We start from the raw sequence: 24,873 nt of genomic DNA on the forward strand, positions 1-24,873 counted from the left end.
GCTTGTTTTATAGATGCATAAGCATCCTTTCTTCGGTATGATTCAAAGTATTCATTTGATAGATTGAGTCTTTAGGAAAGATCATGCAAGAGGAACCAAGTCCGTCGTGGGGAATGCGCGGCTTACGAAAATGGTTAGGCACAGCACCAGAAACCCGTGATGAATTATTAAAATTAGTCCAAAATTCACGCCGCTTTTTAGAACCAGATACTGTTGCCATGCTTGAAGGTGTTCTTGACCTTCCTGCTACAAAAATTCGTGAAGTCATGACACCACGAACAGCAATGATCAGTTTGCAAGAAGATGATCAGTTACTTGATATTCTTGATGTACTGGTCGAGTCTGCTCACTCACGCTTTCCAGTCTTCTCTTCTGATCAGCCTGATAATGTTGTCGGAATTTTGCTCGCAAAAGATTTATTACCGTTTCTAACTGAACCGAATACCAAAGTTGATATTCGAATTCTTATGCGTCAGCCCTTATTTGTCCCTGAAAGTGCCCGTTCCGATCAGGTACTACGCATGTTAAAACATACTCAAACTCACATTGCTATTGTGATTGATGAATATGGTTCAACAGCAGGTCTTGTTACGCTTGAAGATATTCTTGAAGAGATCGTTGGCGAAATCGAAGATGAACATGACACGGCTGATGAAGATGCTCAGTACATTGTTCCTGACAATGACCATACGGTAGCAAATGCATGGATGGTTCAAGCACTTACACCAATCGAACATTTCAATACTGTTTTAGATGCTGATTTTTCTGACGATGAAGTAGAAACTGTCGGCGGTTTATTGCTTCAAGAAATTGGATTGGTCAGTGATTTACAAGGTCAAACGGTTGAACTTGGGAATTGGTTATTTACAATTGTTGAAGCAGATGCCCGCACTATTCATCTGATTCGAGCTGTACGTCAATGAGAGCATACTTTGAAAAGCTGTTAGATTCTTCGCAACAACCAAAACAGCTTCCTTTTATTTTTCCTTTGCTCATTGCTTTATTTTCAGGTGCCGTGTTCAGTTTTGCGCTGGCACCTTATTATTGGTGGTGGTTGGCAATTTTGTCACCAGCCCTACTCTATGCAACCTTATATAAGCGCTCTGCCAGACAAGCCTTTGCTATTGGTTGGAGTTATGGATTTGGTTTATGGTTTGTGGGGGCTTTCTGGCTCTACACTTCAATCCATGTTTATGGTGATACCAACGCTTTTTTAAGTGTGGGGATGATTGTTATTATGGCCCTTGTGATGGGCTTATTTACCGCATTCCAAACTTGGGTTTACCGACGTTTTTTCCCAGAAACACCACTGACTTTCGCACCACTCTGGATTGTTTTTGAATGGGCTAAAACTTGGGTATTTACAGGTTTTCCATGGCTATTTGTGGGTTACGCTTTTACTGAGCGTTTACTTGATGGCTATGCACCTTTATTCGGTATCTATGCAATTTCCTTTGTAGTGATTATCTTAGCCTGTGCTTTAGTTGAGGTTCTACGTAAACGTCTTTTCTGGATCATCCCTTCTGCCCTGTTAGTTTTGGGTGCATGGGGAGCTTCATATATACAGTTTGTACAACCTAAAGCTGCTAAACCGCTTAGTGTTTCACTCATTCAAGGTAACATTCCACAAGATTTAAAATGGCTAACTGAATATCAAATCAGAACATTAGAAATTTATGCTGGATTGAGTCAATCTGAATGGGGCCGCGACTTAATTGTATGGCCTGAATCTTCAATTCCACTCTTCCAAACTGACATTGAACCGTTTTTAGATGCAATGGATGCACAAGCTAAAAAGAACCACACTGCATGGGTAACTGGAATTCCTTACTGGGATGTGACCAAATCACATAAAGTCGGTACTCCACTGTATTACAACAGTATTATGGCTTCTGGCAGCGATGCAAGTGGTCTATATAAAAAGCAGCGTCTTGTGCCTTTTGGTGAATATATTCCACTCTCAGGCTTACTCTCTTGGGTGCTACCAGCCATGCAAAATGATATTAGCATGAGTGGTTTTTCACGCGGCGAGATTAATCAGAAACCGCTCATGATTAAAGGGCATGCACTTGCTGCTGCGATTTGTTATGAAGTGGCTTATCCAAACCTGACTCGACGTAATGCAGAAAACAGCGACTTTTTAGTGACTGTATCTAATGACGCTTGGTTTACGGGTACTGCTGGGCCGTGGCAACACTTACAAATGGTGCAGATGCGCGCTAAAGAAAATGGCCGCTGGTTTATTCGCGCAACTAACACAGGTGTAACAGCGTTTATTGATCAAAATGGTCATATCACTGAACAAGCACCGCTTGATAAAGAGTTTGTATTGAGAGGCGATTTACCTGCTATGCAAGGTCAAACCCTTTATAACCGTTTAGGTGATTATCCAGTTCTAGGATTTGCAGTATTACTGCTGGTTTTAGGTTGGGTCTACCGCCCGCGTAAAGTTGACGTTTCATTTAAGTCACGTCGCTAAACTACAATAACTTTGTACCCAGAGGCACGTCGAACTCTGGGATACAAAGGGCTACATCACCATCTGCATTATGAAACCCTGTCACTAAGCATTCTGACTGAATAGGTCCAATTTGTTTTTTAGGGAAATTCACCACAGCAACGACTAACTTACCAATCAAATCTTGTGGCTGATAAAGCTTAGTAATCTGTGCACTCGATTTACGTATCCCTAACTCTTCACCAAAATCGACATGCAAAATATAGGCAGGTTTACGTGCCTTTTCAAAAACTTCAGCTTCAATAATTTTACCCACTCGAAGCTCTACCTTTGTAAAATCACTCCACTCAATTTGTTCCATTTACTTTTTCTCGTATCCTTAAATATTTGATTTGAAGCATATAATATGTACAAATAATGCTCGTACAACAGCCTGCTTAAATTAAAATAATAAAACGTAGATATTCAGTCTACGTTTTATTTAAAAATTTGGTTCAAATTATAATTAAAAAGTGATCGATAATTGCAAAGATAAATAAGCGACCAAACTTGATAAAAAGACCATCGGTACATAGCGATAGACTTTAAAAAGCAATTGCTCATATTTAGAAGATATTTGTTTAGTTTGCCAGACGCTCGCTTTTAGAGCAGTAAAAAAACTGACCATTAACCATGCACTCACAATACTGAGGGCGAAGAAACCAATCATGATTTGGCTGCTCCCTTCTGTATTGAGCCATAAATTTAATGAGACATGCGCAATTGGTAGTAAGCTCAGGATCAACAGGACAGATTTAAGCATTGCCCAATGAAACTGAGTCAGTTCATCTACTATGAGAAATGCTTTCATTTAATCTCTCCGTTTTAATGTAATAAAGTGCTTTTTAATTATTATGCAAATCTTTTATTTAAATATATAGCTTATTTTTCTCTACATTTTAACTTTCTTGTAACTATTAAATATGGGAATAATTCTTATTATAAGTCTCAAATATAATTATTAACTTTATTTTATATTTTTCATAAACTTACTATATTTTTGTGATTAAGAAAGATTATCAATTCGTATTTATCAGTTTATATTTTTAAACGGATTGATAATCTCCATTACATTTTAATTAAGGTTGGTAATAAATATCTGCATCATTACCTTCACCGCCCTCTTTGCCATCTGCACCAAACGAGTACAAATCAAAAGCTCGGCCATCTGCACCTGGAATGACATATTGAACATCATTTTTCCAACTATCTTTAGGATAACCACCTTTCACGTATCCACCCGGCATCCAGTTTTTTGCTGTAGCAGGCTGATTAACCAAAGCGTCTAACCCGCCTTCTTGCATAGATGGGAAATGACCGTTATCGAGCTTGTACTGATCTAAAGCACCAGCTACACCTTTTAATGTAATTTGGGTGGTATCGATTTTAGCTTTTTCACTACGACCCATGACGTTTGGTACGATTAGCGCTGCTAAAACACCTAAAATCACAATCACAACCATCACTTCAATGAGGGTAAAGCCTGAGACACGTTTCATTCGAACACGGCTCGAACGTGCCGCAAGTCCGAAAGCTATGCTTGAGGTATGTTTATCAGAACACGGCTCAAACTGATTTGAAACCGCAGATTGACTAAGTTGTTCCATCGCTGTTTCGCTTTGAATATTTTTTACTTTCATCATTATCTCTAATATCAAAGTTATTAAATCATATTGTTCATATTTACGATTGGCAGCATAACCGCGATTACAATAACCAGTACAATGCTTGCCATTAAAACCAGCATAAGCGGTTCAAGTAATGCCAATAAGGTTGAAATAAAGGTCGTAACTTCACGATCTTGCATGGTCGATGCTCGTTCCAACATGCGGTCAAGCTCACCTGATGCCTCACCACTTCGAATCATTTGTACCATCATTGGTGGGAAATAACCACTGCGCTCCAGCTGCGTACCCAAGTTACCACCTTCTGTAACACGCTCGGCAGCTTGGGCAATTGAATCGCGTATGACCCAGTTACTAGTGACTGCTGCGCCAATTTTTAATGCATCGACCAGCGGCACACCTGAACGGGTCAAAATAGATAAGGTACTGGCAAATCGTGCAGAATTAATACCACGTGACAGTTTACCGAATAATGGCAATTTGAGTGTTAATCGATCAAAAGCATAATGCCCAGCCGTGGTTTTCAAAAACCGAATAAATGCCCCAATTCCCACAACTGCAAAAATGATAATAAACACCCATGCATGGCGAATAAAATCGCTGGCTTTCATTAAAGCGACCGTAATCCACGGTAGTGCATCTTTATTTTGATCAAAAGTTTTGACAATTTCTGGCACAACAAAAGTCATTAAGCCCATCACAATAGCAAATGACATCAGCATTAAAATGATCGGGTAAATCATAGCTCCCTGAACTTTCTTCTGCATAGCAAAACGGTTTTCGGTGTAGTCCGAAAGCTGATCTAAAATCAGATCTAAATGCCCCGAACGCTCACCTGCAGCAACTGTTGCAATATAGAGGTCCGGAAAACGTCCAGATTGCTGCATACCTTGAGCTAATGAGTGTCCTTCCATGACTCTTGAACGAACAGATGATAAGAGATTTTGTACATGCGCTTTTTCACTTTGCCGACTTACCGCACGCAAGGCTTCTTCTAGAGGAATTCCGGCTGCAACCAAAACAGAAAGTTGTCTGGTCATGAGTGCCAAGTCATAGGCACTAAACTTTTTTTGAAATAATCCCTGATTCTGGTGTTTATCTTTTTGTTCAACAGGGTCAACGCTAATTGGGGTCCATGCTTTATCGCGTAATTGTTGGCGAATCTGGCGTGCTGAGTCTCCCTCAAGCACTCCTTTTTGCTGCTTCCCTGAAGCATCAATGGCAGTAAATTGATATGCAGGCATGGTAATGTTCTAATTTTCCAAAAATAATAGTCGCTGCTGTTGCATCTATGCTACGCAATCATTCATATTCATTCTATAGCCTGTGTAGAATACCCAAGTCCTCTTCACGACGCTATGCCGTTTTTTAAAATTGACGAAATGAGCCTCTATGACCATAACGCCAAAGCCTGATTCAGTTGTTTATCGTGTGCGTATTGCCGTACCTGTGCATCTGTACGACACTTTTGACTATACACTCACCGAAGCACAATATGAACGGGCTCAAGTAGGCTCACGCGTCGCTATTTCATTTGGCCGACAAAACCTAATTGGTATCATCACTGAAAAAGTGAATCCACATGAGCCATTTACAGGCAAATTTCAGCTTAAAGCCATTTCTGAACTTTTAGATGAAGAACCTATTTTAGATGAACAAGTTTTAAGTTTATTGACATGGTCCGCACAATATTACCAATTTCCAGTTGGCGAGGTCATGCAAACCGCCCTTCCGGCTATACTGCGTCAGGGCAAACCGATGGACGTTTTGTTCCATCTCTGGAAAATTACTCCATGCGACAATGTTGAGGCACTGCTTAAACGTTCGGTGAAGCAACAAGATGCTTATCAGATTTTAAAGTTACATCCTGCTGGAACAACAGAGAACATTCTCAATTTAAGTGGTGTAGAAACTGCAACACTTAAAGCGCTAGAAAAGAAAGGGTTGGTTGAGTGTACGCTTGAACCTCATGATTTTAGTCCAACACCCGTGCAATTGGCACAAATGCCGCTCACGCTAAATGAAGACCAAAAGCAAGCAACCCAACAGGTTATTAAAGCACAGCACCAATACCAAGCATTTTTGCTAGATGGTTTAACGGGTAGTGGTAAAACAGAAGTTTATTTGCACATCATGCACGAGGTGCTAAAGCAAGGCAAACAAGTACTGGTGTTAGTCCCAGAAATTGGTTTAACTCCCCAAACCATTTCTCGTTTTAAGTCTCGTTTTAATTGTGATATTGCACTGTTACATTCAGGCTTAAATGACTCTAAACGCTTGCAAGCATGGCAACAGGCACAGACTGGCAAAGCATCTATTATTTTAGGGACACGCTCAGCCATCTATACCCCGCTGCCACGTTTGGGCTTAATCATTTTAGATGAAGAACATGACCTGTCTTATAAACAACAAGAAGGCTTCCGTTACCATGCGCGTGATGTCGCGCTTTATCGCGGTCACTTACAAAGCTGTCCTGTTATTTTAGGTTCGGCCACACCGAGTATTGATAGTTATTATTTAGTCGAAACGGGCAAATTAACTTCACTGCAACTTAACAAGCGTGCAGGCCATGCACTTTTGCCTAAAATGCATTTAATTGACCTTAAAATTGTCAAAAAACAGCATGGTATTAGTCAGCCGCTAATTGAACAAATTAAAAATACATTAGCTAAAAAAGAACAGGTTTTAATCTTTTTAAACCGTCGTGGCTATGCACCTGTGCTGGTCTGCGAAAGCTGTGGATGGCAAGCAAATTGTCCACATTGTGATGCACATTTTACTCTGCACACCCAACCTTATTCTTATTTACATTGTCATCACTGCGGAACCATTCATCGCCTGCCAGATCATTGCCCTGAATGTCAGCATAAAAGTTTAAAAACTTTAGGTGCAGGAACAGCCAAGGTCGAAGAACACTTACAAGAATTATTTCCAGAGCATGACGTAATTCGGGTTGATCGTGACAGTACCAGCCGAGTCGGGAGCTGGCAAAAAATCTATGATCGTATTCATCAAAACAAGCCAACAATTTTGCTCGGCACGCAAATGTTGGCAAAAGGACATCATTTTCCCCATGTGACCTTAGTTGCCATTTTAGATATTGATGCGGGTTTACTCAGTGTCGATATACGTGCCCCAGAACGTACTGCACAATTGATTGTTCAAGTAGCAGGCCGTGCTGGTCGTGGTGAACATAAAGGCCATGTTTATTTGCAAACTCTAAGACCAGATCATCCGTTACTTACTACGCTTATCGAAAAAGATTATCGCGCGGTTGCCAAACAAACATTGGCTGAACGTAAAGTTGCTTTACTGCCGCCTTATCGTTATGCCGTACTCATACGTGCAGAGTCGAAAGATCGAGACTATACCTTGCATTTTTTAAATGAAGCTGCTGAGCAACTTCGCCAAGTTGCAGGTGAGATTGTTGATATTTGGGGACCTATTCCAGCCCCTATGGAACGTAAAGCGGGACGCTATCGTGCACACATGGTGATTTTATCTGCCGACCGCGCTCGTCTACATTTTTACTTAAGACAGTGGTGGTCTCAATTGGTCCATGCACCAAGGCAGCATCAACTCAGACTATCAATTGATGTCGATCCGCAAGAATTTAATTAGATGATTTGAATATCATAGTGTGAAGAAGCCTTTTTGGCTTTACACTTAAAAGAGACTAATACATTCGAGGCAATGGATGTCATTCCTACTGCAAGCAACTATCTTTCTTGGAGCTTCTCTGATTTTAGTCCCTCTTGGCAAACGCCTAGGGATTGCAACAGTTTTAGGTTATTTATTTACAGGGATACTTCTGGGCCCTAGTGTTTTAAATATTGCCCATGACCCTGAAGCAATTATGGAACTTGCCGAATTCGGTGTCATTTTATTGATGTTCCTGATCGGCTTAGAATTAAGACCACAGCGTTTGTGGGAAATGCGTGACTCTATTTTTGTAACGGGAAGTCTGCAAGTTCTTATTAGCGGTGGCGTTCTTATGCTGATCGTACTATTACTATTTCAACAGCAAATTGCTGTGAGTTTTGTGATTGGTTTTGCGCTTGCACTGTCTTCTACAGCTTTTGTATTACAGCTTCTGACTGAAAAACAGCAACTCAACACGACCTATGGTCAGCAGTCTTTTTCAATTTTATTATTTCAAGATATTGCGGCTATTCCGTTACTTGCAATTATTCCATTACTCGCAGGCACAGAGTCAACCCATCACGGCGTCGCTTATTTTGCGGCTATTATCGCAACATTCACTGGCCTATTTCTGTTTAGTCGTTATGTGATGCGTCCATTTTTCCGTTTTGTTGCCAAAAGTGGAGCAACTGAACTCATTACGGCGGTAGGATTATTTATTATTCTTGCTGTTGTCTTGCTTATGGATACGTTAGGTATTAGCACCACATTAGGCGCTTTCCTCACAGGCGTATTATTAGCAGATTCAGAATTTCGTCACGAAGTTGAAGCCAGTATTGCACCGTTTAAAGGCCTACTACTTGGCTTATTCTTTATGACTGTAGGCATGACCACTCAACTGTCTTTACTCATTGATATGCCTTTGCTTATTATTGGTGGAGCAGTCGGCTTATTGCTCATCAAAACGCTTATATTGACCGCTATTGCCCGCTATAAAAAATATAGCTGGAACAACAGCTTGCTTTTAGGCACATGCTTAGCTCAAGGCGGTGAATTTGCTTTCGTCATTTTAAGCTTAGCTAAAAGCGAAAAGATTTTAACTCAAGCTATATTAGAGCCTGTAACTCTTATTGTGACTTTATCGATGGTACTCACACCAGTGATTTACTGGCTTATGGCGACTAAGGTCATTCCACTTTTTAATAAAGAACGTCCACCTGAGTACGATGAAATTCCTCAGCAGGACAACCCGATTATTATTGCTGGTTTTGGCCGATTTGGACAAATTATTGCACGTATTGCCCGTCTACAACATCTTGGGTTTACTGCAATTGATAACAATCTTCATCAAGTCGACTTTGTAAGACGTTACGGCGGATCACTCTATTATGGTGACGTGGCTCAACCGGAATTACTTCGCTCTGCTGGTATTGAAAAAGCCAAAGTATTTATTTTAGCGATTGATGATGTTGAAGATTCAATGAATGTCGCTCGCCATCTTAGATTAAATTATCCAAACTTAAGGATATTGGCTCGTGCTCGTGACCGCCATCATGTACATCTTTTAAGAGATTTAGGTGTTGAATATATTTGGCGTGAGACGTATTTATCGTCATTAGGAATGGCTTATCGTGCCTTACGCGAACTCGGGATTTCTGATGAACAAGCCTATAATAATATCGAAATCTTTCGTGACTATGATGAGAAATTGCTCATACAACAGCAAAGTATTTATACTGATGAACAAAAGATATTTGAGACGCATCGTAACGCTTTAGCCGAACTTGAACACTTGTTTGAAAGTGATGCTCAACAACAGGCCACGTCAAAACACGATGTGAATTTAAAGCGTCATTTACAGCCAAATCGTATTGATATTACAAGAGATCATCTAGAATAACTTGAGATTTCAAAAAATGACTATATTAAGGACTTATTCACATTGCCTAAATAATTGGACAATGGGCATCAATAAGCTGCCCCTGTTCGGCTTGCGGCTTCGCTGCATTCCCTAAGCTTGATTAAAAAGAAATTGTTATAATCTGCTTAGGGCCCTGGAGAATATTATGTCTGATTTACGCCAACGCTTTTATATTGAGAACTTTCCAGTCCGTGGGGAAGTAGTTCATCTAGAAGAGGCACTACAAACTATCTTAGCTCAACGTGACTATATGCCTGCGGTTAAAATTCTGCTAGGTGAGATGTTGAGTGCGACTGCATTACTTGCAAGTACACTAAAAATCAAAGGTCGTATCAGCTTGCAAATCCAGGCTAGCGGTACCTTTAAGTGGGCAATGGCTGAATGTAACCATTTAGGAGAAGTTCGTGCTCTTGCTGATTACGAAACAGATCCACGCTTCATTGAAGCCACAGACAGCAGCACAGTTCTCGGCGCTTTAGTTAATCCTCTTTTATTTATTAATATTGAACCGGAATTTGGCGAGCGTTATCAAGGGATCGTGCCACTTGATCAAGTAACCTTAGCAGGTTGCCTCATGCAGTATTACGATTTGTCTGCACAAATTCCAACTCGCATTGTGTTAGCGAGTACGACAAAACGCTCTGGTGGTTTACTGATTCAGCTTTTACCACGTCATAATGAAGAAGAGCAAAACTTGGTCGATGAAGATTTATGGCCACGCTTAACCATGTTAACTGAAACATTAAAAGCTGAAGAGCTCACCAATTTAGATGCAAATGAAATCTTGTATCGTTTATATAACGAAGAAGAAGTTCGTTTACCAGAAATTGAAGCACTCAAATTTGGCTGTACATGTTCAAAAGAGCGCTGTGCAAATGCGCTGATTCAAATTGGTGTAGACGCTGTTCATGAAACATTAGAAGACCAGAACCCTATTCGTATGGATTGCCAGTTCTGTAATACTCAATACACCTTTACCGCTGAAGAAGCTTTAGCGCTATTCGGTGAACACTTGAGTTAATCTTTAAGCTTTATAAAAAGGCGGATATACCGCCTTTTTATTTGTCTGTACTTTTGATGATAATTTTCAATATCTTATTTTAAATAAGATAATATAAAGCTACTTTATAGCCTAATAAATAAGATGCTTAAAACGCCATGAATTATTTTGATTATTTTCTCTTTATTTTTAGTGTAGTTATTATGATTGCCACCCCTGGCCCTGTGATGATTTTAGTTGCAAGTGCTGGACTTAAAGGGGGTTATAAAAAAGCGCTTGAAACCATTTTTGGTACAAATTTAGCTTCCCTTATTTTAATTTTCATTTCGGTACTGGTTTTAAAAGGAGTACTGAGTGTTAACGATAGTTATCTCAATATTATTCGTATTTTAGGCTGTCTCTATATTGGATATTTAGGCTTCACTATTCTTAAAGAAGTGATTCAGGCACCTCATCCTGAAGCTATACAAACAGTTTCGGCACAAAATGGTGGCTTCAAAAAGGGATTTTTAGTCGGAATCTCCAATCCTAAAGATATTATTTTTTTCTCGGCTTTCTTTCCGCAGTTTGTTTCTATTACCCCACAGCTAGATTTCAGCTTAACGATACTCACGCTGACATGGATCGTTTTGGACTTCTTAACTTTATCTTTGGTTTATGTATTTTTCCGCAGACTTTCTAATAGCCATTTATATCCAAAAATATTAGGGCTTTGTGGCCTATTACTTTTATTAATTGCAATTTATGGCTTATACCAAACTTTCATCTAGACCACATAAAAATATTCTATGAAATATAGAAATATTGATTTGATATTCTTTTCAATTTTAATATTTTTGTTCATTTAAAACCGAACAAGTCTTATACAATCTGAGTCATTGAATTCTTTCTGAATCATTTCATAATGAAAGAAATATCATTGTGATCGTCACCAATATCATGACTAAAAATTATTATGAAGAATTAGGTGTTACACGAGACGCCTCTGCTGATGAAATTAAAAAAGCCTATCGAAAGTTGGCTCGTAAGTATCACCCTGACATTAGCAAAGAAAAAGATGCTGAAGAAAAAATGCAGGCTCTTAATGTCGCCTACGACACACTCAGTCATGCTGAAAAAAAAGCTGAATATGACCAGATGCTTGACCATCCACAAGGCTTCAATCACTTTGGTCAAGGTGCTGCTCAAGGTGGCTTTGATGGAGCACAGTTTTATCGTCAAGGGTTTACAGGTGGTGAGCAAGCAGACTTTAGCGGTTTTGAGGACTTATTTGGTCGTTTTGGTGCAGGATTTGGTGGTGGACAACAGCAACACCAAAGACAACAGCGTAGTTATCGCGGTGAAGACCAGTATGCCAGCATAGAAGTTGATCTAGATATTGCCTATCAGGGAACAACCCAGCAAATTACATTACAAATTCCGACCATTAATGCTTACGGTGAACCTGAAGTTCAACGTAAAACCCTTCAAGTCAAAATTCCAAAAGGCATGAAGGAAGGTCAGCAAATACGTTTAAGTGGACAAGGACAAAGTGGTATCAATGGCGGTGCAAATGGTGATCTCTATATTGAGATTCAATATAAGGATACAGACCGTGTACATGTCGAAGGAAGTGATGTATACCTAACTATAGATGTAGCGCCATGGGAAGCAGCCTTAGGTCAAGGTGTGGAACTGAAAACCCCCGCTGGTCCACTACATGTAAATTTACCTAAAAATGCAAAACAAGGACAACAGCTACGTTTAAAAGACAAAGGAATACCCAATAAAACACCTGGCCATTTATACTTAATTTTAAATATTGTATTTCCACCTGCACATTCTGAAAAAGAAAAACAAGCCTATCAGCAACTGGCAGAAGCCTTTGCTTCATTTGAACCTCGTTCAACTCATTAGGGAGCAAGATTATGACAACCATTCATTATCGAGAAATTGTATATGACGGCCATACCTTTAATGCTGAGGTCGTTGACGAACAATCTACATTTGATCTACAACAATTTGCTCAAGCTTGTGGTCAAAGCCCTGACTGGATCATTCAGCTAATTGAATATGATATTTTATCGGTCAATAACACACCTGAAAAACACCAGTTTATGGGTGAAGATGTCGCTCGTGCGCGTAAAGCCTATCGGCTACAACGTGACTTTGACGCGAGTTTGGCAGCAGTTGCCGTGATGTTAGATTTGATTGATGAAGTACAGCAATTAAGAAAACAATTAAGGCATTTTCATTAAGATTAGATAGTCACGACGGAGTCCTATCAGTATTCAATATCTATTCCGTCAGCTAATTATGTTACTTTTGTTTTGGCATGAGTAGCGAAGCTACGCAAGGCCAAAACCAGTGATATTGAAGTGCGTACTAAGGTCAAAGTTATATTTGAACGTAAGCTACGCACTTCGTTTGTCTTGCACTCGAAGCAAACGATGTTTGCTTTTTCTCGCTCAGGTTGTGGATGATCCTTAGCTGAAGCAAATTCGAAACAAGTTTGAATAAAAATTGTAGAACTATTTCAACCGAGTAATCTTCTCCAACTCCTTAACAGTCTGCTTAATCGGCTCATATTCTAAAAACCAGAATAGATTCATACGATCTTGGCGATGTTGTTGCGCCAATAAATCAATAACACTTTTTTCGCCTCGCCCAACCAAATGCTGTCGATAAAAATAGTACAACAACAAAATAGTGCTAATCAGCATAACCCCTAGCATAATCCAGAAACCGATTGGTGATTTAAGCCCGGGAATAAACTCAAAATTCATTCCATAAATACCGGTTAATAGGGTGAGAGGTGCGAAAACAGCAGTAATAATTGCAAGAATTCGCATGTTTTCATTGGTTTGATTCGCAATAGCAGAAAAATGTAAATCAATTGCGGACTGAATCGCACTACGTAAACGCAACGTATGTTTCTGAATACGTTCAACATGACTCATTAAATCATTTAAACGAACCAGTAAAATATCTTGAGAATTACGAATGTGCCCGCCAACAACATGATGGTAATTTTCTACAATTTCATCCCGAAATTCTTGCAAGGTTTCGATTTGTTCTTCGCATAAATTTTCGACCTGTTGAAAGGCCATATTTTCATGGAATAGCTGGTGCCACTGTTTAAAACGGCGATTACCCTGTAACAATTGTTGTTGCCAATGCTCGACTCTTCTCGTCAATGGCGAGCGGATATCGAGATAGCCATCGACCATACTATTTAAAAGACGTAACGATAAATCGACGGGTGAATTCGGTAATTTACGGGTTTTATTCTGTTCTTCTAAAGTTCTACATAAAATATTTTCTAGACGTTGAATATAGTTTTCAATCGACTTATTCCCCTGCTCGCGCACACTAATCAGTACATCAGGTGTCAAAATAAAACTAATGGGTGTCGTCGCTAAACCAAAAACACTATCTTGTGATTCTGCTTGTTTAATTTCATCATCAGGTGTGACCAGTTTCTTAAAAATTAATAGGTCATACTCTTCAAGCGTGTCAAATGCACAAGGATGTTCAATATTGGCAATATCCCGCATATGGAACTCATTAATAACCACGCCTGAAAGCTTTTGAATCTCTTGTTGCCATTCTTCGTTATGGTTAACCACATCCGTTCTGACACTATCAATCCAGAAAAACTCCAGAACATGTTCACTATGCTGTTCACGGCTTAAAAAGACATAGCCGTCGCTTTGATGGCGATAAAAGTAATAAACCTGCATACCACAACGATCTGTTTTGTATTACTTGCATCATGCCATAAAAAAAGTCCGCATCAAGCGGACTTTTTCATGTCACTAGAACAATTATGCTTGTTCAATATCTTTCATAGTCAATTTAATACGACCACGATTATCAACATCAGCAACTTGTACTTTCACTTCCTGACCTTCTGTAAGAACATCAGTTACATTCGCAATACGTTCATTTGAAATTTGCGAAATGTGAAGAAGACCATCAGTACCCGGCATGATGTTTACAAACGCACCGAATTCTACAATACGGATTACTTTACCATCATAGATTTTGCCTGGTTCAACTTCAGCAGTAAGTGCTTGAATTTTTGCAATCGCAGCACGAGCAGCAGCTTTAGTTTCACCAAATACACGAACTGTACCATTGTCTTCGATATCAATCGCAGCCTTGGTCTCTTCTGTAATGGCACGAATCGTTGCACCACCTTTACCAATAACATCACGGATCTTGTCTGGATTGATGTTAATGACTTCAAATGTCGGTGCATGAGCACTGATTTCAGGACGAGCACGTGAAATGACTTTATTCATTTCATTAAGGATGTGCATACGACCAGCAAATGCTTGGTTTAATGCAGCTTCCATAATTTCTTCAGTAATACCTTCGATCTTGATGTCCATTTGAAGTGCAGTAATACCGTTTGCAGAACCTGCTACTTTAAAGTCCATATCACCTAAGTGATCTTCATCACCTAAGATGTCAGAAAGTACTGCAAAACGCTCACCTTCTTTCACTAAGCCCATTGCGATACCAGCAACTGGTGCTTTAAGTGGAACACCTGCATCCATAAGTGATAATGACGCACCACATACAGAAGCCATTGAAGATGAACCGTTAGATTCAGTAATGTCAGATACAATCCGAATAACATACGGGAAGCGGTCAGCAGCAGGAAGAACTGCTTGAACACCACGACGTGCTAAACGGCCATGACCAATTTCACGACGTTTAGGACCAGATTCACGACCAGTTTCACCTACAGAGTATGCAGGGAAGTTGTAGTGCAACATGAAATTGTCGGTTTTCGTACCTGACAATGTATCAACCATCAATGCATCACGAGTATTACCCAAAGTCGTTGTTACTAACGCTTGAGTTTCACCACGTGTAAATAATGCAGAACCGTGAGCACGGTCTAATACACCAACTTGAACGTCGATACCACGAACAGTTTTAGTATCACGACCATCAATACGTGGTTTACCTGACAAGATGTTGTCACGTACTGTACGGTATTTAAGGTCTTCAAATAATTCGTTTACTTCGTCAGCAATACCAGTTTCGTCATTTTCAGGAACGAACTGAGCTACAGCTTCTGCATAAAGTGCATCAAGTGCTGCATAACGATCTTGTTTAACCGCAATCGTATATGCTTCAGAAATTTTAGCTTCGAAAGCTGCTTTTAATTGCTCAAGAAGAGCTTCATTTTTGCTTGGAGCAACCCAAGTTGATTCAACTGCACCAGCAGCAGCAGCAAATTCTTTAATTGCTTGAACAGCAATTTGCATTTCGTCATGACCGAAAAGTACAGCACCTAACATTTGGTCTTCTGAAAGTTCTTTCGCTTCAGATTCAACCATTAGTACCGCAGATTCAGTACCCGCAACAACAAGGTCAAGGTCACTTTCTTTCAATTGTTCGTGGGTTGGGTTAAGAATGTATTCGCCGTTGATTAAACCAACACGTGCGCCTGCGATTGGACCACGGAATGGAACACTTGCAATTGACATTGCAGCTGAAGCACCGATCATTGCAGCAATGTCAGCATCCATAGTTTTGTCAGAAGAAACAACAGTTGCTGTTACTTGAATTTCGTTATAGAAACCTTCTGGGAACAATGGACGAATTGGACGGTCAATAAGACGTGAAATTAAAGTTTCAGCTTCAGACTGACGACCTTCACGTTTACCATAACCACCTGGGATACGACCCGCAGCATATTGTTTTTCTTGATAGTTAACTGTTAACGGGAAGAAGTCCTGACCCGCTTTTGCTTTAGGTTGAGCAACAACTGCAACTAAAACAGTTACGCCACCCATTGTAACTAAAACTGTATTTGCTTGACGTGCAACACGACCTGTTTCTAAAACAACAGTGTGTTGACCATATTGGAATTCTTTACGAACGATATTAAACATTGACATGTATTGTATTTTCCTAATTTTATTCTAGTGAGACCCCTAAGGTTTGGCATTCAGACTACAACTATTGGTAGATAAATGACAAAGCTTAGAAGCCATCACACTAGGGCAAAAATTTTAAATAATATTAAACGCAAAGAAGGAGCGCACAAGCGCCCCTTCTCTAAACATCACTTAACCTAAAATTAAGTGAAACTCTCTTTTCAGCGATAAAGCATTGCGACATGCGAAATAGCGAAAACAAAGTAAAAATCGAATTAACGACGTAAACCTAAAGCACCGATCAATGCAACGTAACGACCGTGGTCTTTACCATTTAAATAGTCAAGCAATTTACGACGTTGGTTAACCATACGAATCAAACCACGACGGCTATGATGGTCGTGTTTGTGAGCTTTAAAGTGGCCTTGTAAATCATTGATTTGAGCACTTAATAAAGCTACTTGTACTTCTGGTGAACCAGTGTCATTTTCAGCGCGAGCAAATTTAGCAATGATCTCTGCGCGGTCTGCATTAGTTAAAGCCATTCGATTTCTCCGAGATGCTTAAAAAAGTAAACGATATGAATCAGTTGAGGCAACTGACTGCCGTGCATCACTACAGCAAGTTGTCTATTTTAAGGTATCTATAGGTGGATTGCAAAATAGTTTTCAGTAACTTGTCATTTTAGACACTGACATGGGCATATTAACCCTGCACACTAGCCTTGAATAAAAAGAAAGAAGCGCGAGGGACGTGTGAAAATTTTTTCAACCAACACTTGTCCAGTACCGGACAATATTGAGCAAGTTATTCGTCGTCAAGATGAAGTTGCTGCTGAACAGGGTGGAATGACTGAACGCCAGATTCAAAAAATCTGGAACAGTGTAGAAGCACTATATAAAACTGGAAATTATCCACTCATTACCTTCTGCTTACGCAGGCAAGGTAAAATTTTGCTAAACAGAAGCATTGGATATGCCCAAGGGAACTCTCCGGCAGGACTACAAGAGAATGCCCTGATTGCAACTCCAGATACGCCTGTTTGCCTGTTTTCAGCATCAAAAATGATCACCGCTATGCTAATTCATCTATTAGATGAAAAAGGCGAAATCAATTTGCTTGATCCTGTAAGCTACTATATTCCTGAATATGGTGTTAACGGTAAGCGCCGTGCAACCATCTTTCATTTATTAGCACACCGTGGCGGTATTCCCTATATTGATGGCGATGTCACGCCCGAACTATTATTTGATAAAGATGAAATTTTAAAACGTTTATATGCTGCCAAACCGGTGTCTCCTGCTGGTAATCATCTTGCCTATCATGCTGTTACGGCGGGTTATATTTTAGGAGAAGTGATTGAACGGGTGACTGGGCAAGATTTACGTGAATTTGTGCATCAAACTATCGAAAAACCGATGGGAATGCCTTATTTCAATTATGGTTTAAAACCAGAATACCGCTCAGAGGTTGCTTTAAACTGTGCAACGGGTCTACACCCTCGCCTTGGCACCGATCACTATCTGAACCATGTATTAGGTGGGGGGTTGCAACTTGCAGTTGATGTCACTAACGACAACCGTTTCATGGACACAATTTGCCCTGCCGGAAATATCTATACCAGCGCAGAACAAGCTGGACGCTTCTTTGAAATGCTTTTAAGTGGAGGAAGCTATGGTGGTCAGCAAATCTTCAGTGAGAAAACGATTTTCAGGGCAACACTGCCGACCACAGGCGTTAACATTGATCGTACTTTATTAATTCCAATGCGCTATGCCTTAGGTCCAATGTTAGGTAGTAACCCTGTAGGTTTATTTGGTCCAATGACGGGACAAGCTTTTGGACATTTAGGGTTTTCCAATATTTTATGTTGGGCTGACCCTGAAAGAGATATTAGTGTGTCGTTGTTAACAACAGGCAAATCTGTAGTGGGAACACACCTCCCGGCTTTAGCCAACATGCTTTATCAAATTTCAACTCAATGTCCACGCATCCCTAGAGATCAGCGCCGATCTTTGTTTGGGAGTGACTCACATGAAACTAACTTAGTGTAAAAACAAATAAAAAACCCAAGCATTTCTGCTTGGGTTTTTTGCGCTGTAGTTTTTGTTTATCGTGTTATTTCTGTTTTTATTATCGTTGGTGAGATGCTAGTCACATCCTTCTTGTTGTTTTAACTCACTTCCGTTGTTTTTGTTTCTATTTCCTTATGTGATGTATTGTGACACATCCAATTATGAAGAAAAGTAGTATTTTTCTTATCATCATGTAAGCGAAAACGTACAGGTCTGTCTAATATTTGGCAAATAACCATTTTTAACCTTTAACGTACAGTTCTGTATAACATATAACTTAACAATTCACAGGAAAAATGGCTGTTTAAAAATCATATTACAGATAAATATATTGATATAAATTTTATAAAGAAATCACACTAAATAGGCGCTTGAACCTAAACTTTTCCGATACTTTTTTAGAAGTAAATAAAATCGAGAATATAAAAAAGCCCTGTAGTCTCTCCCAAAACTACAAGGCTTAGCGGCTGTAAGTTTCCTCTTTATACACCTACTTCATTGTAAGTTCGCAGTCTCTCGACTTAAGTTATTATTATTGTGCGATTTTGCCCGACATTCCTTGCCAAGCTCGTTGTGCGTTTATAATCTCAAAAACGTGGGGTGTACTCTAGCAGCAAATATCTCGAATCTATGTAAGCTTTTTCTTACAAGGGTAAAAATATTAAGTTTGACTTAACGAACTAACCGATTAACTTTCTGAACTAAACCACTTTTTCGTGTAGTACGTACTGTAAATGCCTGTCGTAAAGCTTCTGGATGAACTAAAAGACTGACTACTTTTTTAGCGCGTGTAATCGCAGTGTAAATAAGCTCTTGGCTTAATAAATTCTTTGCAGCCTGATCCAGAACGACAGCAGTATGTGTAAATTCAGACCCTTGCGACTTATGAATCGTTAAAGCGAATGCACTTTGGATACTTTTAGGTAGTCGGTTTGCCGCTACCCATTTATTTAAACTTGGAAAATATACTTCAAATTGCTGTGGCTGGGTTCTATGCTCAAAACACAGACCAATATCTCCATTTGAAATACCAAGCTGATAGTCGTTATAAGTCATCATCACCGGACGGCCCACATACCACCCTCCCACAGTCACTATTGAAAGTTGCTGCTGTAACCAGCGCTGCGCATATTGGTTTAACTGCTGTAATCCAAATGGACCATGACGGACCGCGGTTAAAATGCGGTAGTCATCAAATGCTTTTACTACGTTTTGAACCTGTTCAATCGAGCGTTCTTCTTTTAAATAATTTTTTAGGCTCTTTACATATCCTTGGAAACCTAGCATGAGCTTCTGATAATAAATTTCGACTTCTGCATGATTCCCTTCAGGTAAATACTCAAGCTGAACCACATCTGGCATTTCATTTTGTAAAACAATAGGCTTTAACTCAGAAACCTGAACAATATCAATTTCAAACTGCTGCAAAACCACTTCATGATTTTGTTGATAGGTTTGTGCCTGAATAAATTTAGCAACTTGCCCAATCAACGCCCCTTCAGCAAAACGGCGACTGGTTTGTAATTGTACTCTGTTGTCGGTTAGTGCCTGTATTTGTTGCAAATCAGCCAGTACAGCACCTACATCGACGGAAGCAAGCTGATTTGCATCGCCTAATAAAATAATTCGACAAGACTCTGGCACAGCCTCAAATAGAAGTGTTGCCAGATTTAAATCCAGCATGGAAGCTTCATCCACCACAATCACATCGTAAGGAAGCGGTTGCTTTTGATGAAAGCGAGGAATCTGCCCATGCCCCATTCCCAATAAACGATGAATCGTTTGCGTTCCCTGATTTCTGAGCTCTTCACTCATTAATCCGGACTCAAGCAATTTAGGGTCGTTAAATGAGTTTTGTAGCGCTTCTTGCATGCGCTGTGCCGCTTTACCTGTTGGAGCAGCCATCGCAACACGTATATGTGGGATCGCCTGCCCAAGCACAGCAATAATACGTGCCAGTGTATAAGTCTTACCTGTACCTGGCCCACCCGTAATAATACACAGGCTCTGCCGGGCAACCATTTGTAAAGCTGCCTGCTGATGCGGGTCTGTAAGTAGGCTTATATAGTCTTCGCAAGATACTGGTTGAATTAATTGTTGCTTTAATCGACAAATTTGTTCTGCAAGGCGTTGCTCTAAGTGCCAATATCGGTATAATGCCAACCCCTGCTCATCGTAGACGCATGGTGCAACTTTTGAAGTCGCTTGATCGGCTGATATAGCAAGTTGACCAAGTGCTACAATTTGCTCTGGACTGACATCGATACAGCTATCGCCTTGTAAGCTCGCTTCAATAAGCTGCTGCAAGTAAGAAGTGGCTTCTGGCACTTGTGATTGCTCAGTAAATGGAGCCTGATTTAAGAAGTTACTCCACGTTGTTAACCAGCTTAAATCGGCTTGTTCGGGGCTATTTAAATTGTCCACACACTTATCCACCTAGTTTTCCACACGCTTGTCCACATGGTTGTAGACAGGTTTATCCACATGCCAAATATTTGTTAATATTAAAATTACATACTTTATCAGCATTTTTCATGCGATTTTATCCTCAGCAAAATACCCTAAAATGGCATCAAGACGTAGAATAAACTCAATGCTAGGTTGCCAGTAATAATACCCCTGCTCCGCTTCACCATTCATGCCGCGTAAATAAAGATAAGTTGCCCCACCTAAATGCTGCTCAATTTGGTAATCCTGCATTTTGACTTGCAAATAGCGATGTAATGCAACGAGATATAAACCTGCCTGTAGCCAGTAACTTGCCAAAGACATACTTTGAGCAATGCTATCGCTACGATAATCGGCAAGATCATCACCTAAATAATTACTTTTATAATCGGCAATGTGGTAACGCTGCCCATCAAAATAAACCAAATCGATAGAACCATTGAGGTAACGCGCTGAGCGAGCTTCAAGTAATTCGGGCATATTCAAACCATACTCAGCAAAGAGCTGTTGAACACGAGTCATGGCTAAAACTCGATCTGACAATGCCAAATAAAAAGGAAACTCAGACAAATGCTGTTCTGGTTGAAGTTGATTCAATCGGAAGCCCTGATAGAGTGGCGTTCGCAGAACATCTTGCAACCACTGTGCAACTGACTGATAAAGCAGATTCTCGGTGTCTTCTTCCTCTGGAAAGCTCTCTTTATATTTACTGAATAAATCTAGCCAGAGACTACTATAGTCATTTTTAAAACGACGACGTATTTCTATGACCCAGTCATCTGAACATTGAAAATCGATATGCTCAAAAATTTCATGCAGGAAATTACCAGCAAGCGTTCCTCGCGGAAAATTATTCTTTATCCAGTCAATCGGCTGAGCACTGATTGTTTCAACAGTGTTGACCAAGTCCAACTCATCTTCTGCCAATACAACGTCAGTGCTCTGACTCGCCAATAAATCTGTGCCAATCTTATGTTTTAAATGCTGTGCCAAGTAGCTAAAACTGGTTTTACCACGTGAATAAAAACGTTGCTCAGGAAAACGTTGTGCTTGTAGTTCAATAATACTGGTTTGTTTGGCTAAATGAATTGCCTGCGGAATCTGCTCCAAAACCATTTCATCTGTACAGCAATGGTGCTGAAAAGGCTCAGTTCTATTTTTCCAGAAAGCTAAGCCTGAAACCGATTTACCATCGACGTCTTGTAAAAGTGCATACACGCGGTGGCTTGCTCGCGTTAAAGCGACATACCAAAGACGATTCTGTTCAGCGAGTGCCCGCTCTTCGTGTTGCTTAAGTTCAATTTCATTCAAATATATTTTGTCAGCAATGGCAACTACACGTTGAGTCAATGTTTGAGTTGAATCTGGCTGGGTTACATCTTGGGTCGAAAAATTCAGTGTTTTATTATTTTCTCGAAACGGCTTGTCTGCACCCAACAAAAAAACGATTTTAAATTCCAGCCCTTTTGACTGGTGAATTGTCATGAGCTGAACGCCAGCTTCACTCGACAATTTACGTTCTAGCTCCCAGTCACGGTCAAGAGGAGAACGCAACTGTTTGAGATACCAATGATAGAGGTTTTGTGCCCCTGAGTATTTCTCACTGTGTTGACTCAAAATTTCAGTTAAATGACGCAAGTTCACCACAACCCGTTCATTATCTTTACTTTGAGCAGCCACCAAATTTTGCCAGATATCAAACTGGATGAGGCATTGTTGCCATGCCACTAAAAAACCCTGAGCGGACCACAACTCTCTAATGCCATCAAAACCAGTCATGAACTGGCTTAAACCTTCTGCTGTCTGCTCAAGTTGCAACAGCTGTTTTAAATCCATGGCAAACAGGCGGCTAATTAAAGCTCGCTTCACTTTTGCCTCATCGTAAGGATGAAGTATGGCTGTCAACAAAGCACCGACGTCTTGGGCAATTGTGCAATCAAAAACACTTCTTTTCGATGGTCGGTTAACCCGAATTCCTAAACGCTCTAGCTCAAATTGAACTTTATCCAGCCCATCATGATTACGAGACAATACCGCAATATCATCTTCGTTTAAGGCTTGAGTCTGAGCATCTTTTTGAAAATATAGTTCTCCAGTATGTGACTGGTTGAGTAAATCGCGAATCTTCCACGCAACTTGCTGAGCCTCTGTTTCTTTGTCTTTGAGCATCAGCCAGCGCAAAGGATGCTGATTATGATTGTTGTGCTCAATCAGCGCAGGATGAGGCCGCGTTCCTGCTCGAATTGAGTCATATTGAACTTCTTCGCCAAAGTCAATTTGTCGTTGAAATAAGGCATCGACCACTTCAACCAAATCTGCAACAGAACGATGGTTATGAATCAATTTATATTCTCGACCATGTTTGGCTTGAATATCTTGATAGGCATTTAAGAAAGTGAGCATATCCCCACCGCGGAAACCGTAAATCGCTTGCTTACGGTCACCCACCATAATCATGCAGCCTTTTTTGTAGCGCTCTGGATGGCGCCAAATGCTGGCCAACATATCGTCTTGATCTTGGTTGGTATCCTGAAATTCATCGACCAAAATTAAGGGATAACGCGCCTGAACAAATACAGCAAAACGCTGCCCTTGTTCACCCTTTAAAGCGTCAGACAGTGTTCGAATTTGCTGAGAAAAGGTCGTTTCGCCTTTATTTTGTAAAACCTGTGGTAGTCGTTTTTTAACTTCGACACATAAATAGGCTTTTAAATAAATATGAAGCTGGTCGAACTGCTCGGCATAGTTTTTCAACGTACCAAACAGCTGCTGGATCTGCTGAATACAGGGATGCTGATAGAAACCATCTGAAATTTCGGCCGGACATTTTTTAAAAACTTTTTGGTCTGCAATTTGACCTAAAAACTTAAAAATAAGCTCACGCTGTGCTGATAGCGATCCATCAAAAACCAAAATACTATCGCTTTGCATTAGAACTTGTAGTAGCTGCGGTAAACATTCACTAAATAGTTTATTAAAAGCGCCGTTTCGAAATACTGTACCGCTCACATGCTTATAGTGTTCACCATCGAGCTGGTAATAGTGCTCTAAAAGGCTTAAGTCAATTTCTGTCGCCAACTGTTTGAGCTGCGCAAGTTGTTCAAATTGAATGGTTGGTTTTTCAGGAAGTTTAAAATGAGCCGAACTAAAATTAAGTGAGTCTTCGACGAGCTTGACAAAACTATCAACACTCTTGAGTTCACCTGCCAGATACAACGCATCAATTACAGTTTGAGGCTGAGACTGTATCCATTCACGTAGAACATCATGAATGAGTTGTCGGCTATAGGTTTTGGCATCATCGGTAATTTGAGCGCGTTCAATTTTGCCACTTTCAAAGGCAAACTCACGCAATAACTTTTGACTAAAGCTATCGAGTGTTCCAACAAATAGCTCGTCTAACTGATCTATAACCAGTTTTAAACGTTCACATGCATAAGCAATACGCGTCGCAAAGCTTTTTAAAATGTGTTGCAGTAACAAATCAGGCTCTTGCTCAGCCTGCTTAATTAATTCGTGTTCTGTAAAACTACGCTTGGCCTCTAAATAACGATAGGTTTCGACCAAACGGGCGCGAATACGACTTTTTAACTCGGCAGCGGCAGCACGCGTAAACGTGGTCGCAATAACTTGTCGAGGCAAGTACTTTTCAAGAAAAATACGAACCATCAAGCTCGATAAAGTATAAGTTTTCCCCGTACCCGCCGAAGCTTCAATTAAGTGCAATCCACTAAAATCAATATCAATAATAGGTTGATAAGACACCTGTACTCTTGAGTTCATGTC

18 protein-coding genes are annotated in these 24,873 nt (G+C 40.1%); 9 read left to right on the forward strand and 9 right to left on the reverse strand.

Annotated features, from left to right (window positions below):
• The first annotated feature begins 83 nt into the window (after positions 1-83).
• Together KTH84_RS12200 and lnt are read left to right on the forward strand one after the other, a co-directional pair.
• Positions 84-923, forward strand: a complete 840-nt coding sequence (locus KTH84_RS12200; protein ID WP_133975614.1) for an HlyC/CorC family transporter — start codon at positions 84-86, stop codon at positions 921-923.
• Positions 920-2,479 carry an apolipoprotein N-acyltransferase gene (gene lnt / locus KTH84_RS12205; protein WP_262473302.1) on the forward strand — a complete coding sequence of 520 codons (1,560 nt, stop codon included), beginning with the start codon at positions 920-922 and terminating at the stop codon, positions 2,477-2,479. Before KTH84_RS12200 ends, lnt begins: the two co-directional genes overlap by 4 nt.
• A 1-nt stretch (position 2,480) precedes the next feature.
• On the opposite strand, the gene KTH84_RS12210 is transcribed toward lnt, so the two are convergent.
• The 4 genes from KTH84_RS12210 to gspF all read right to left on the reverse strand — a co-directional run bounded on the left by KTH84_RS12210 (position 2,481) and on the right by gspF (position 5,366).
• Positions 2,481-2,819 (reverse strand): tRNA-binding protein, encoded by a 339-nt coding sequence (locus KTH84_RS12210; protein ID WP_133975618.1) that lies wholly within the window; start codon positions 2,817-2,819, stop codon positions 2,481-2,483.
• 144 nt (positions 2,820-2,963) lie between these two features.
• Positions 2,964-3,308 (reverse strand): hypothetical protein, encoded by a 345-nt coding sequence (locus KTH84_RS12215; RefSeq protein ID WP_202742539.1) that lies wholly within the window; start codon positions 3,306-3,308, stop codon positions 2,964-2,966.
• A gap of 268 nt (positions 3,309-3,576) precedes the next feature.
• Positions 3,577-4,137, reverse strand: coding sequence for a type II secretion system major pseudopilin GspG (gene gspG, locus KTH84_RS12220; protein WP_202742698.1), 561 nt, complete (start codon positions 4,135-4,137; stop codon positions 3,577-3,579).
• A gap of 23 nt (positions 4,138-4,160) precedes the next feature.
• Positions 4,161-5,366, reverse strand: coding sequence for a type II secretion system inner membrane protein GspF (gspF, locus tag KTH84_RS12225; RefSeq protein WP_262473305.1), 1,206 nt, complete (start codon positions 5,364-5,366; stop codon positions 4,161-4,163).
• 148 nt (positions 5,367-5,514) lie between these two features.
• Here gspF and KTH84_RS12230 point away from each other — a divergent pair, with 148 nt between their 5' ends.
• The 6 genes from KTH84_RS12230 (at position 5,515) to KTH84_RS12255 (ending at position 12,922) form a co-directional block, all read left to right on the forward strand.
• Entirely contained in the window at positions 5,515-7,743 is a 2,229-nt protein-coding gene (locus KTH84_RS12230) for a primosomal protein N' (protein ID WP_262473307.1), read from the forward strand.
• Positions 7,744-7,819: 76 nt separating this feature from the next.
• Positions 7,820-9,664, forward strand: a complete 1,845-nt coding sequence (locus KTH84_RS12235; protein ID WP_262473309.1) for a monovalent cation:proton antiporter-2 (CPA2) family protein — start codon at positions 7,820-7,822, stop codon at positions 9,662-9,664.
• Between the two features lie 166 nt (positions 9,665-9,830).
• On the forward strand, positions 9,831-10,706 hold the full coding sequence (locus tag KTH84_RS12240) for an Hsp33 family molecular chaperone HslO (protein WP_042894567.1): 876 nt from the start codon (positions 9,831-9,833) through the stop codon (positions 10,704-10,706).
• 137 nt (positions 10,707-10,843) lie between these two features.
• Complete coding sequence (locus KTH84_RS12245; RefSeq protein WP_262473311.1) at positions 10,844-11,455, forward strand: LysE family translocator; 612 nt, start codon at positions 10,844-10,846, stop codon at positions 11,453-11,455.
• A 169-nt stretch (positions 11,456-11,624) separates the two neighbouring features.
• Entirely contained in the window at positions 11,625-12,581 is a 957-nt protein-coding gene (locus KTH84_RS12250; protein ID WP_202742697.1) for a DnaJ C-terminal domain-containing protein, read from the forward strand.
• A gap of 11 nt (positions 12,582-12,592) precedes the next feature.
• On the forward strand, positions 12,593-12,922 hold the full coding sequence (locus KTH84_RS12255) for a chaperone modulator CbpM (protein WP_133975632.1): 330 nt from the start codon (positions 12,593-12,595) through the stop codon (positions 12,920-12,922).
• A 273-nt stretch (positions 12,923-13,195) separates the two neighbouring features.
• Here KTH84_RS12255 and KTH84_RS12260 read toward each other — a convergent pair whose 3' ends face one another.
• The 3 genes from KTH84_RS12260 to rpsO all read right to left on the reverse strand — a co-directional run bounded on the left by KTH84_RS12260 (position 13,196) and on the right by rpsO (position 17,109).
• Positions 13,196-14,407, reverse strand: coding sequence for a magnesium transporter CorA family protein (locus tag KTH84_RS12260; RefSeq protein ID WP_262473314.1), 1,212 nt, complete (start codon positions 14,405-14,407; stop codon positions 13,196-13,198).
• Between the two features lie 84 nt (positions 14,408-14,491).
• On the reverse strand, positions 14,492-16,579 hold the full coding sequence (pnp, locus tag KTH84_RS12265; protein ID WP_171253655.1) for a polyribonucleotide nucleotidyltransferase: 2,088 nt from the start codon (positions 16,577-16,579) through the stop codon (positions 14,492-14,494).
• 260 nt (positions 16,580-16,839) lie between these two features.
• Complete coding sequence (rpsO, locus tag KTH84_RS12270; protein ID WP_042894554.1) at positions 16,840-17,109, reverse strand: 30S ribosomal protein S15; 270 nt, start codon at positions 17,107-17,109, stop codon at positions 16,840-16,842.
• Positions 17,110-17,319: 210 nt separating this feature from the next.
• Here rpsO and KTH84_RS12275 point away from each other — a divergent pair, with 210 nt between their 5' ends.
• Positions 17,320-18,618, forward strand: a complete 1,299-nt coding sequence (locus KTH84_RS12275; protein WP_262473316.1) for a serine hydrolase domain-containing protein — start codon at positions 17,320-17,322, stop codon at positions 18,616-18,618.
• 693 nt (positions 18,619-19,311) lie between these two features.
• On the opposite strand, the gene recD is transcribed toward KTH84_RS12275, so the two are convergent.
• The gene (gene recD, locus KTH84_RS12280) at positions 19,312-21,063 is read right to left on the reverse strand and encodes an exodeoxyribonuclease V subunit alpha (protein ID WP_262473318.1); all 1,752 of its coding nucleotides are present in this window, start codon (positions 21,061-21,063) and stop codon (positions 19,312-19,314) included.
• Between the two features lie 108 nt (positions 21,064-21,171).
• The gene (locus tag KTH84_RS12285) at positions 21,172-24,870 is read right to left on the reverse strand and encodes a UvrD-helicase domain-containing protein (RefSeq protein WP_262473320.1); all 3,699 of its coding nucleotides are present in this window, start codon (positions 24,868-24,870) and stop codon (positions 21,172-21,174) included.
• Positions 24,871-24,873: the final 3 nt, after the last annotated feature.

The organism is Acinetobacter sp. WU_MDCI_Abxb74, assembly GCF_025513915.1.
Classification (GTDB): Bacteria; Pseudomonadota; Gammaproteobacteria; order Pseudomonadales; family Moraxellaceae; genus Acinetobacter; species Acinetobacter calcoaceticus_C.